Source organism: Pseudomonas sp. ZT5P21, assembly GCF_054897785.1.
Genome location: NZ_CM142705.1, coordinates 1,965,881 through 1,976,358, shown reverse-complemented (window position 1 = coordinate 1,976,358; position 10,478 = coordinate 1,965,881). Strand labels below are relative to the sequence as shown.

Here is a 10,478-nt window from a genome sequence, read left to right as displayed (position 1 = left end):
GGCTCTGGCTTGTGATCTTGATCTGCCCCGTCGGAAGGCCGAGCGCAGGTTCTGCGCAGTGGGCAACCCGGCATGGATGCCGGGTTAGCCGCGCACGGCCATGGATGGCCGATCGCGGCGGGCCCACGGAGCAGGATCGGAGCGAGGGTATGCCGAGCCTGAGCGAGGCACCGGACGTCAGGGGCAAAAGCGTTTGGTTACTTGGCGCTTTTCCAAGTGACCCGCTGTAAAAGCGGAACCATGGGTGGCCAATCCCGCAGGAATGGATATGTACACCATCAAAAAACCAGTCGCCTGACACACAGCCATCGCGGGCAAGCCCACTCCCACAGGGATAAACATCTATTCGCGAACGCAAAAAAGCCCGCCGACCTTACCGGTTCAGCGGGCTTCTCTTTGCGTTGCGCGGAAAAACTTAGTGAGCCTCAGCGGCCTGCTCTTCCATCTTCTTGCGCAAGCTCAACGGACGCATGTCCGTCCAGGTTTCTTCGATGTAAGCCAGGCATTCCTTCTTCAGCCCGCTCTTGCCCACGGTGCGCCAGCCTTCCGGCACGGCTTTGTAGTCGGGCCAGATCGAGTACTGCTCTTCGTGGTTGACCACGACCTGAAAGAGGATGTCCTCGCGGTCGAATACTGACGTCATGGTGTCTCTCCATCGCTGAAAGGTGGGGTGCACTGCGTGCGCAGCCGTTATGTAGAAAGAACGTTCCGAAGGCCGGGAAATTTAGAAGCTGGCGGTGGCGGCGGCCATCGCCCGGCCGAAAATCTCGGCAACCCGGTCGATTTCCACAGCGGTGATCACCAGCGGCGGCAGGAAACGCACCACGCCGCCATGACGGCCGCCCAGTTCAAGAATCAGTCCGCGCTTGAGGCATTCACGCTGCACCAACGGCGCCAGGCGTCCGAAGATCGGTGGATGACCTTGTGCATCCGGCGCGCCGGTCGGATCAACCAATTCCACACCAAGCATCAGGCCACGACCGCGAATATCGCCCAGTTGCGGGAAGTCCCGTTGAAGAATGCGCAGGTGTTCGCTCAAGCGTTCGCCCATAGCGGCAGCGTGTTCACAGACCTTGTGTTCAACCAGGTAACGCATCACCGCGGAGCCCGCCGCCATCGCCATTTGATTGCCTCGGAAGGTCCCGGCATGGGCGCCCGGCAGCCAGGTGTCGAGCCAGTCGCGATAAACCACCACCGCCAACGGCAGACTGCCGCCGATGGCTTTGGACATCACCACCACGTCCGGAATAATCCCCGCGTGCTCGAAGGCGAACATCTTGCCCGTGCGGGCGAAACCGCTCTGGATTTCGTCGACGATCAGCGCCACGCCCGCCTTCTCGGTGATGCGCCGCACGCCACGCAACCAGTCAAGGTCAGCCGGAATCACCCCGCCCTCGCCCTGCACGACTTCCACGACCACGGCGGCCGGCAGCTGCACGCCAGCCTCGGGATCGTTCAGCAGGTTGTCGAGGTAGTTGAGGTTGACCTGCACGCCTTGGGTGCCGCCGAGGCCGAACGGGCAGCGGTAATCGTAGGGGTACGGCATGAACTGCACGCCGCTGCTGAGCAACGCGCCCAAGGGTTTTTTCGGCCCCAGGCTGCCCATCAGGCTCAGCGCGCCCTGGCTCATGCCGTGATAACCGCCCTGGAATGACAGCACGGTGCTGCGCCCGGTGGCAGTGCGCACCAGTTTCAGCGCGGCTTCCACCGCGTCGGTACCGGTCGGGCCGCAAAACTGGATTTTCGCTTCCGCGGCCAGGGCTGGCGGAAGCAGACCGAACAGGTCCTGGACGAACTGGTCCTTCACCGGTGTGGTCAGGTCGAGGGTGTGTAGCGGCAGTTCATCGGCCAGCACTTGCTGGATCGCTTCGATCACCACCGGATGGTTATGTCCCAGGGCCAGCGTCCCGGCGCCGGCCAGGCAGTCAATGAAACGGCGGCCTTCGACGTCTTCGACATAAATGCCCTTGGCTCGCTTAAGGGCCAGGGGAATGCGTCGCGGGTAGCTGCGGGCATTCGACTCCTGCTGACTCTGGCGTGCCAGCAATGGCGATTCGTTGAACTGATACAGCGTCTCGGCCGGTGCCGGAGTGATCCGGGCCGACTGATCTTCCATAAGGCTGGTAGCGACTGACATCTCTCGACCCCTCAATAAGGTTTTCCTGATCTGGAAACGCTTCAGCGCGCCGAGGATTTAGACCCTTGATCGGGTTTCCATGAAGGTGGCGTCAGTGCCTTGTGCATGGGGATCGCGTGGAGCCCCGCTACGGTGAAGGTTTCCGCGCAGGGCCGATAACCCAGATGACGGTAAAAGGCTTCGCTGGTACGGGTGCTGTTGAGTCGGGCCTTAGCCAAGCCCTTGTCCATCAACCAGCATTCGAGGTCGTGCACCAGCGCCTGTCCTGCACCGCGCCGGAACCACTCCGGTTGCACATAACAGAACGCGACCTTGCCACTGACTGCCGCCATCGCAACGCCGACCGGCTTGTCCTGCAACAGGGCGATGTTCAGGTACAACCGAGGGTCGCTCAACCATGGCTGAATGTGGCCGGCGGTTTTGCTGTGTGTCCAAGTGGCGACGGTTCGCGGGTCGTTGCGGTGGTCGAGCGCACAGCCGACGCGGATCGAACGCTCGACGATCCGGCTGATGATGCCGGCGTCGGCGGGAGTTGCCTTGCAGATGTGTAGGGGTGCATCCATGGCGCTGTTACCTCAATCCATTGAGAAAAAGCTGTCGGGGACGATAGCGCTGGTGATGACAGGAATGCCAATGGAGAGAGGTTACATTTGATGTGCAACACAGATCCAATGTGGGAGCGGGCTTGCTCGCGAAGGCGTCAGGACAGTCAACATTGATGTTGAATGTTAAGACGCTTTCGCGAACAAGCCCGCTCCCACAGGGGGTTGGTGATGGTTGTCAGATCGGTTGCAACGGCATCGTCAACTCAACCCGCAACCCATCCGGCCGACTGTCGAAATGCAGCGTGCAACCACACCGCTGAACAATCGCCTGGACAATCGCCAGCCCCAGACCGCAGCCGGTGCTCTGGCCGTTGCGCCAGAAGCGTTGGGTCAGGTGTTGCAGATCGTCTTCGGCAATGCCCGGGCCATGGTCGCGTACCACGAACTGCACGCGGTTGCCGGTGGTTTCCAGGCTCAGTTCCACCGGACCCTCGTTCGGCGTATGGCGCAGGGCGTTGTCCAGCAGGTTGCGCAATGCGGCAATCGACAGCACGGCGGGCATTTGCACCGGGGCATGGGAGAGTATCGGCGGCACCTTGAATTTGATGCGCTGACGATCACCGCTGGCCGCGTCCTGAATCGCCAGTTTTGCCACTTGTTCGGCGCTGCATTGCACGCCATCGTCGAACGAAAGACTGCCTTCGACCCGCGCCAGCAATAGCAATTGTTCAAGGGTGCGGTGCAAGCGATCGGCGCCCTCTTCGGCCCGGACCAGGGATTGATCCCGCGCCGCGCCGTCGGTCATGCGCGCCACTTGCAGGTGGGTTTTGATCGCCGTCAGCGGGCTGCGCAATTCGTGGGCCGCGTCACCGGTCAGACGGCGTTCGCGCTCGATGGTCTTGCCGATGCGCTGTAACAACTGGTTCTGGGTATCCAGCAACGGTTGCAATTCGCTGGGTAACGGCTGGATCTGCAAGGGTTCCAGCGAGTCGGCGCTGCGGCGCATCAGGGCATCGCGCATTCGGTTCAGCGGCGCCAATCCCTGACCGATCCCCAGCCAGAGCAGGCACAGGCAACCGAGCAATGCCACGCCCACAGGCACCGAGGCGGCCAGCAGGATCGACATATTCAGCGCTTCACGTTCGATCTGCCGATCAGCGGTGGTGATGCGCAGGTCGCCACGGGCCAGTGTGAAGCTGCGCCACGGCGCGCCATCGATCATCTGATCGTGGAAACCCATTTTCTCGGCTTCCAGGGTCTGTTGCGGATCGGTGTGACTGCGGGCGAGGATTTCCCCGCGCAACGAACTGACCTGACACGCCATGCCACCCGGAATGTTCAGTTGTTCCGCGCTGAAATGAGTGCCCTCGCCCTTGGTCGGCAATGGCGGCAATTGCTCCATCAGGCCGGCGACCATGCGCGCCGACGCCACCAGCCGCTGGTCGAGAGAAAACATCATCTGGTTGCGCAGGTCGCTGAGCATCCAGGCGGCCGCCAAGGCCCAGATCAGCGCAAAGGCGGCGCCGAGCGTCAGGCTCAGACGCAAACGCAGGCTCATCACTTTTTCAATTCCTCTACGCCATCAGCCGGCCCCAGGCGATAGCCCAGGCCGCGCACAGTCTCGACAATGCCATTACCGAGTTTGCGCCGCAGGTGATGGATATGCACGTTGAGGGCGTTGCTTTCCAGCTCGTCGTTGAAACCGTAGACGCTGTCTTTCAACTGCTCGGTGGACAGCACCCGGCCACGATTGTGCAGCAGGGCTTGCAACAGCGACTGTTCGCGACGGGAAAGGTCTACCGGCCGCCCGCCGAGCATGGTTTCGCGGCTGCTCGGGTCGTACGTCAACCGGCCGTGTTCAATCAGGTTGACGCTTCGACCCGCCACCCGCCGCAACAACGTGTGCAGGCGGGCAGCGAGTTCGCGCAGATCGAACGGTTTGAGCAGGTAATCATCGGCACCGGCTTGCAAACCATCGACGCGGTCGGTGACCGAATCCCGGGCGGTGAGGATCAGCACCGGGATTTCCAGGCCGTTGTGGCGCAACTGCTGCAACAACTTCAGACCGTCTTCATCGGGCAGACCGAGGTCGAGCACCATCACGTCGAACTCGGCGACTTTGAGCATCGCCCGGGCAGCCGAAGCCGTGGCCACATGCTCAACCGTCAGGCCCTGAGCGGTGAGACCGGCGACGATGCCACTGGCGATCAGCTCGTCGTCTTCGCAAACCAGTACGTGCATGGGAGCTCCCCGAGTAAAAATGCGAGTCAAGCAGGTGAGGATTAAGGCCAAATTATGACGAGTGATTCGGCGGACGAGAAGCATAATCGCGATATTGAGTTTCACATACAAAGTACCCGACAACTACTTTAATCCCGACACATATATCGTCAGTTAATATCAAACCTGCACTTCGATTTAACTAGAAACACACAAACCCAATACCACCCATTCCAAATTTTAAACTTGCATATTAATCTGGCATTGCCAAACAGGCACATTAAAACAAACCTTAACTGAAAGGAATCAGTGCATGCCCGAATTAAAAAACTTCGTCGCTGTTGACTGGCGCTCCGGAAAAGACGCAATACATTTCTATTTCAAAGATATCAACAAGTACTCTCGATTCAACATTGGCGACAATGAAGTTCCGGAAGGGTATCCCAGCAGAATCTCCGATGGTAACTGGGGCAGTTTTCATGCTCATGTCAAACATTTGAAATTTGGCTTCACCACCACCGACCTGTTCAACGAGTTCCGTTCCAACGATGAAGACTCTACATGGTTATTCTTTCTTCGCGACGGCGTAGAACCCTATGTCTGCAAATACGATCAGGATAACGACAAGGTCGAGTATATGCGACCCGTAGCACAATCAGTATGGGCTCCTCTACTTCCGTACTTTAGCTCTATCGTGGCAGGGACATGGTGGCAAGCCGGAACAGGCAAAATGCATTTTCGATTTTTAATGAACAATGGGAATTTCTTGCTCCTTGATTACGACCCATCAGCATGGTACCAATCAAAGTCACCATTCGATTTTGGGAACTCGCCCAAGCCCGGGTCTTATACACCACCACGTATCCGATCCCAACCTATTACAGACAGCACATGGCCCGGTCTGGAGCGATATAAAGACAGGATCATTACTGCCGTGCAAAACGACCGGACATTTGACGACAGCCTTTACTATATATTCCTGACAAATAACGAATACATACGATTCAACATGTCAACGAACCGGGCGGAATCAGGACCTATCAAAGTCGATGAAACCTCTTGGCCAGGGCTGTTACGCGATTGAAGGTGCGTTAAACCCGGTAGCAGCAGCAATCGGTCGGCTCGCGGGCGCGGTTAATCATCGGTTAATCGCCGCCTCCCATTGTGCACTTCACTTGCACAGGGATAAGGCTTACCCATGCGTCGACTGTTTTTGTTTTTTGTTCTTCTGATCTCGGGTGCGGCCCAGGCAGGGACCAATCCGTTCGAAACCAAACCTGAATTCCTGCCAGTGGAAAAGGCGTTTGTCTTCACCTCCGAGCGTCTCGAATCAGGTGAAACACAACTCTACTGGCAGATCACCGACGGTTATTACCTATATCAAAAACGCCTGAAGTTCGATGGTTTGCCCGCTGAGCTGCATCCTGTGTTACCCGAAGGCGAGTTTCACAGTGATGAATTCTTCGGCGAACAGCCGGTTTATCGCCAAGGCCTGGAGTTGAAGATTCCGGCCGGTGCGACTGGCCAGATCAAGGTCGGTTTCCAGGGCTGTGCCGATGCCGGTCTGTGTTATCCACCGCAAACCCGGTTTGTGGATCTGGGCGGCGGCGCCGCCACTTCTGCGACGACCGAAGCACCGGATCAAGCCCTGGCCAGTAGCCTGCAACAACGGGCATTAGGCTGGAGCTTGCTGGTGTTCTTCGGCTTGGGACTGCTGCTTGCCTTCACCCCTTGCTCACTGCCGATGCTGCCGATTCTCGCCGGTTTGATCGTAGGCAGTGGCGCCACGCCCAAACGCGGTTTTGCGCTAGCCACCAGTTATGTCGTGAGCATGGCGCTGGTGTATGCGGCGATGGGCGTCCTCGCCGCGTTGCTCGGGGCAAATTTGCAGGCGTTGCTGCAAAACCCATGGTTGCTGGGCAGTTTCGCCGCGGTGTTTGTGCTGCTGGCGCTGCCGATGTTCGGTTTTTTCGAGTTGCAACTGCCGGTGGCGGTGCGTGATCGGTTGGAGAATGTGTCGCGCAATCAACGCGGCGGCAGCCTGATCGGCTCGGGTGTGCTGGGCGCGTTGTCCGGTTTGCTGGTTGGTCCCTGCATGACCGCGCCGCTGGCCGGCGCCCTGCTCTACATCGCGCAAAGCGGCAATGCGCTGCACGGCGGGTTGATTCTTTTCGCCATGGGCATCGGCATCGGTGTGCCGCTGCTGTTGCTGGTGACGGTCGGCAATCGCTTCCTGCCCAAACCCGGCGCCTGGATGAACCTGCTCAAGGGCGTGTTCGGCTTCCTGTTCCTCGCCACCGCGTTGCTGATGCTGCGGCCGGTGCTGGATGAATCGTTGTGGATCGGTCTGTGCGGGGCGTTGTTGCTGATTGCCGCCTACAGCGCCTGGAAACAGTCGGAAGGTTTCGGGCGCGTCGCGCATCTGTTCGGTGCCAGCTCATTGCTGCTCGGCGTGTGGGGCAGTCTGTTGATGATCGGCGCGGCGGGCGGCGGCGATGACCTGCTCAAACCGCTGCAAGTCTATAGCACTGCAAATGCGGGCATTGCCGCCCGCCCGGTGGGCCACGACGCCTTCACCACAATCAAGGACCCGGCCGCTCTCCAACGGGAACTCGACGCGGCGCGGACTCAGGGCCAATGGGTGCTGCTGGACTACTACGCCGATTGGTGCGTGTCATGCAAAATCATGGAAAAACAGGTTTTCGGCCAACCCCGTGTCCTCGACGCCTTGAGCGATGTGCGCTTGCTACGGCTGGACGTCACCGCCGACAATGCCGCCAGCCGCGAACTGCTCGGCCGTTATAAAGTGCCGGGGCCACCGAGTATCCTGTGGATCGGCGCCGACGGCGAAGAACGTCGCAGCCAGCGCATCACCGGCGAGGTCGATGCCGATACTTTCCTGCAACGCTGGACCACCACCCGAGGCGCCCGTTAATGCTGACTTTTACCCTCGGCACGTTTGCCATTGCGCTTAACCACCTGCTGCTGATCAGTGCCCTGGCGCTGGCGACGTTTGTCGGCTGGCGGGCGGCCAAACGGGGCGGCGAAAATCCTGAGTCGGCGCTGTTCAGCCTGTTCCTGATCGGCATGCTGGCCGCCCGGATCAGTTTCGTGGCGCTTTACTGGACGCACTATCGCAATGATCCATGGCAAGTTATCGACTTGCGCGACGGTGGCTTTCTCGCACTGCCTGGGGTGATCGTGCTGTTGCTCGCCGCGCTGTATCGCGGCTGGCGTCGCCCGGGCTTGCGCCGTCCGTTGGGCTTCGGCGTGGCCAGTGGCCTGGCGTTCTGGTTGCTGGCCACCTTCTCGCTGACGATTTACGAACAAGGCACGCGCCTGCCGGAGATCACCCTGCGCAATGCCGCCGGTGAAACCGTGCAACTGGCGGACTACAAGGGCGGGCCGCTGGTGATCAATCTCTGGGCGACGTGGTGCCCACCGTGCCGCCGAGAAATGCCGGTACTGGAAAACGCCCAGCAACACCGCCCGGACCTGACTTTCCTGTTCGTCAATCAAGCCGAAAGCATGCAAAGCGTCAGTACCTTTCTGGAAACCCAGGGCCTGAGCCTGTCCAACGTGCTGTTCGACGGCAGTGGCCGGTTGGGCCAGGCCGTCGGCTCGATGGCGTTGCCGACTACGCTGTTTTATAGCCCCGACGGTCGTCTATTGGGCAGCCATCTGGGCGAGCTGTCGGAAGCCAGCCTGGCTCGCGCCCTGGAAAACTTCGATACCCCGAATCCGGCCATACCTTCCACCTCGTCAAGGAAACTGCCATGCCCCGCCTCCGCCACCTGCTGACGCTGACCCTGGGCGCCGCCCTGCTGCACCTGCCGTCGGTACAGGCTGCTGAAGAACTGCCCGAAGCGATCAAAAAGATCGAAGCCAAGGGCGCCAAAATTGTCGGCCAGTTCGACGCGCCCGACGGTCTGCGAGGTTATGCCGCGCAGTACCAGAACCGTGGCATGGCGCTGTACCTGACGCCGGATGGCAAACATGTGTTGTTGGGCAATTTGTACGACGCCGACGGCAATGACCTGAGCAGCGCGCCCTTGCAGAAACTGATTTACGCGCCGATGGCCAAGGAAGTCTGGGGCAAGATGGAAGCCAGCAACTGGATCGGTGACGGCAACAAGGACGCACCGCGCGTGGTGTACCTGTTCAGCGACCCGAACTGCCCTTACTGCAACATGTTCTGGGAACAGGCGCGGCCGTGGGTGAAGGCTGGCAAGGTGCAGTTGCGGCACATTATGGTCGGCATCATTCGTGAAGACAGCCCGGGCAAATCCGCTGCCTTGCTGGCGGCCAAGGATCCGCAGAAAGCCCTGCAAGATCACGAAGGTGCCGGCAAGGCCAGTACGCTAAAGGCGCTGAAAGATGTGCCACCCGCGATTCAGGCGAAACTGGCGGCGAACATGCAGTTGATGGAAGACCTGGAGTTGCAGGCGACACCAGCGATTTTCTACATGGACGACAAGGGTGAGTTGCAACAGCAGCAAGGCGCGCCGTCGCCGGACAAGCTGGTGAAGATACTCGGGCCGAAGTAGTTTCTTTCAGAGGTTTAGTGACCCCACTGGGTCCTTCGCGAGCAAGCCCGCTCACACATTTGAATGCATTCCTACTGTGGGAGCGGGCTTGCTCGCGAAGGGGCCAGTACAACCGACTAATTTCTCTGGACTAGAAACTTCAGCAGCGCCTCTGTCACAAACTGCGGATTCTCCAGATTGGAGATATGCCCCGCCTCCGGCACCAGCACATGCGGGCAACCGATCAGTTCAGCCATCTCCTTGGTCTCCGACGGTGGCCTTGGAATGTCCTGATCGCCACACAACATCAGTGTGGTGCGAGCATTCAGCTCGCCCAAACGCGACATCAGGTCATCCCGTCCAAACGTGATCCGGCCCATCGGCACAATGCTTTCGCGCAAACGATCCGCTGGCAACGCTGCCAGCGAAGCACGGAACCTCTGGTAAAGCGCTGACTGCGGATCGATACCGGGACGGAAAAAGATCGGCACCACGATATCCAGCAACTGCGGCGTTATCTCGCCAGCGTCCTCGATCTGCTTCAACAACGAGAAATAGTAGTCGCGGGTGGGCGCCGGCTCGCTGCCAAGATAGGTGTCCATCAACACAAGCCCGTTGATTCTCTGTGGCACCGACAAGGCCAGGCGCGCGCCCCACATGCCACCGACCGAAAGTCCCACCAGCGTGACGCGGTCGATGCCCAGATGATCAAGCAACGCCAACTGCTGCCGTGCGATGTCATCCAGAGACGTGGTGCCGTCGGGCAGTGGCCCGGACTCACCGTGGCCCCACAGGTCCGGGGCGATCACCCGATAGTGTTGCGACAAGGCAACAATCTGCGGCGCCCACTGGGCGTGGTCCCACAGGTAACTGCCGGCCAGCAGTACTGCCGGGCCTGTGCCTTGATCGATGTAGTGAAGTTTTTGTCCGTCAATCGTAACGAAGGGCATTGACTGTTTCCTCTTTTAAATTGCGGAGCAGGGAGACTGTGTCGGCCCATAGCAGCAGTCAACGCGAAAATTGTCGCAAAATTCAATGAGGCCTTCGCGA

General features: G+C 59.6%; 10 protein-coding genes. 4 read left to right on the top strand and 6 right to left on the bottom strand.

Features of this window, described 5'->3' with window-relative positions; all coding sequences use genetic code 11:
* Positions 1-415: 415 nt before the first annotated feature.
* From ACYZT9_RS09115 to ACYZT9_RS09095, 5 genes are all read right to left on the bottom strand, one after another.
* Positions 416-643, bottom strand: coding sequence for an MbtH family protein (locus tag ACYZT9_RS09115; protein ID WP_462009490.1), 228 nt, complete (start codon positions 641-643; stop codon positions 416-418).
* An 81-nt stretch (positions 644-724) separates the two neighbouring features.
* Positions 725-2,137 carry a diaminobutyrate--2-oxoglutarate transaminase gene (locus tag ACYZT9_RS09110; protein WP_462009489.1) on the bottom strand — a complete coding sequence of 471 codons (1,413 nt, stop codon included), beginning with the start codon at positions 2,135-2,137 and terminating at the stop codon, positions 725-727.
* Between the two features lie 41 nt (positions 2,138-2,178).
* Positions 2,179-2,700 carry a GNAT family N-acetyltransferase gene (locus ACYZT9_RS09105; protein WP_462009488.1) on the bottom strand — a complete coding sequence of 174 codons (522 nt, stop codon included), beginning with the start codon at positions 2,698-2,700 and terminating at the stop codon, positions 2,179-2,181.
* A 217-nt stretch (positions 2,701-2,917) separates the two neighbouring features.
* Positions 2,918-4,243, bottom strand: a complete 1,326-nt coding sequence (locus ACYZT9_RS09100; protein WP_462009487.1) for an ATP-binding protein — start codon at positions 4,241-4,243, stop codon at positions 2,918-2,920.
* Positions 4,240-4,923 carry a response regulator gene (locus ACYZT9_RS09095; protein WP_462009486.1) on the bottom strand — a complete coding sequence of 228 codons (684 nt, stop codon included), beginning with the start codon at positions 4,921-4,923 and terminating at the stop codon, positions 4,240-4,242. Before ACYZT9_RS09095 ends, ACYZT9_RS09100 begins: the two co-directional genes overlap by 4 nt.
* A gap of 292 nt (positions 4,924-5,215) precedes the next feature.
* On the opposite strand from ACYZT9_RS09095, the gene ACYZT9_RS09090 reads away from it, so the two are divergent.
* The 4 genes from ACYZT9_RS09090 to dsbG all read left to right on the top strand — a co-directional run bounded on the left by ACYZT9_RS09090 (position 5,216) and on the right by dsbG (position 9,449).
* Entirely contained in the window at positions 5,216-5,986 is a 771-nt protein-coding gene (locus ACYZT9_RS09090; protein ID WP_462009485.1) for a hypothetical protein, read from the top strand.
* 114 nt (positions 5,987-6,100) lie between these two features.
* On the top strand, positions 6,101-7,837 hold the full coding sequence (dsbD, locus tag ACYZT9_RS09085; protein ID WP_462009484.1) for a protein-disulfide reductase DsbD: 1,737 nt from the start codon (positions 6,101-6,103) through the stop codon (positions 7,835-7,837).
* A complete protein-coding gene (locus ACYZT9_RS09080) occupies positions 7,837-8,703 on the top strand; it encodes a prolipoprotein diacylglyceryl transferase family protein (protein ID WP_462009483.1) in 867 nt (288 codons plus the stop codon). Before dsbD ends, ACYZT9_RS09080 begins: the two co-directional genes overlap by 1 nt.
* Complete coding sequence (gene dsbG / locus ACYZT9_RS09075; protein ID WP_462009482.1) at positions 8,679-9,449, top strand: thiol:disulfide interchange protein DsbG; 771 nt, start codon at positions 8,679-8,681, stop codon at positions 9,447-9,449. The genes ACYZT9_RS09080 and dsbG overlap by 25 nt, the downstream gene beginning before the upstream one ends.
* A gap of 116 nt (positions 9,450-9,565) precedes the next feature.
* Here dsbG and ACYZT9_RS09070 read toward each other — a convergent pair whose 3' ends face one another.
* Complete coding sequence (locus ACYZT9_RS09070) at positions 9,566-10,378, bottom strand: alpha/beta fold hydrolase (RefSeq protein ID WP_462009481.1); 813 nt, start codon at positions 10,376-10,378, stop codon at positions 9,566-9,568.
* Positions 10,379-10,478: the final 100 nt, after the last annotated feature.

Coding starts and splice junctions, on each gene's coding strand:
- dsbG (WP_462009482.1), top strand. CDS start 8,679: ATGCCCCGCCTCCGCCACCTGCTGACGCTGACCCTGGGCGCCGCCCTG.
- ACYZT9_RS09090 (WP_462009485.1), top strand. CDS start 5,216: ATGCCCGAATTAAAAAACTTCGTCGCTGTTGACTGGCGCTCCGGAAAA.
- ACYZT9_RS09110 (WP_462009489.1), bottom strand. CDS start 2,137: ATGTCAGTCGCTACCAGCCTTATGGAAGATCAGTCGGCCCGGATCACT.
- dsbD (WP_462009484.1), top strand. CDS start 6,101: ATGCGTCGACTGTTTTTGTTTTTTGTTCTTCTGATCTCGGGTGCGGCC.
- ACYZT9_RS09070 (WP_462009481.1), bottom strand. CDS start 10,378: ATGCCCTTCGTTACGATTGACGGACAAAAACTTCACTACATCGATCAA.
- ACYZT9_RS09105 (WP_462009488.1), bottom strand. CDS start 2,700: ATGGATGCACCCCTACACATCTGCAAGGCAACTCCCGCCGACGCCGGC.
- ACYZT9_RS09095 (WP_462009486.1), bottom strand. CDS start 4,923: ATGCACGTACTGGTTTGCGAAGACGACGAGCTGATCGCCAGTGGCATC.
- ACYZT9_RS09080 (WP_462009483.1), top strand. CDS start 7,837: ATGCTGACTTTTACCCTCGGCACGTTTGCCATTGCGCTTAACCACCTG.
- ACYZT9_RS09115 (WP_462009490.1), bottom strand. CDS start 643: ATGACGTCAGTATTCGACCGCGAGGACATCCTCTTTCAGGTCGTGGTC.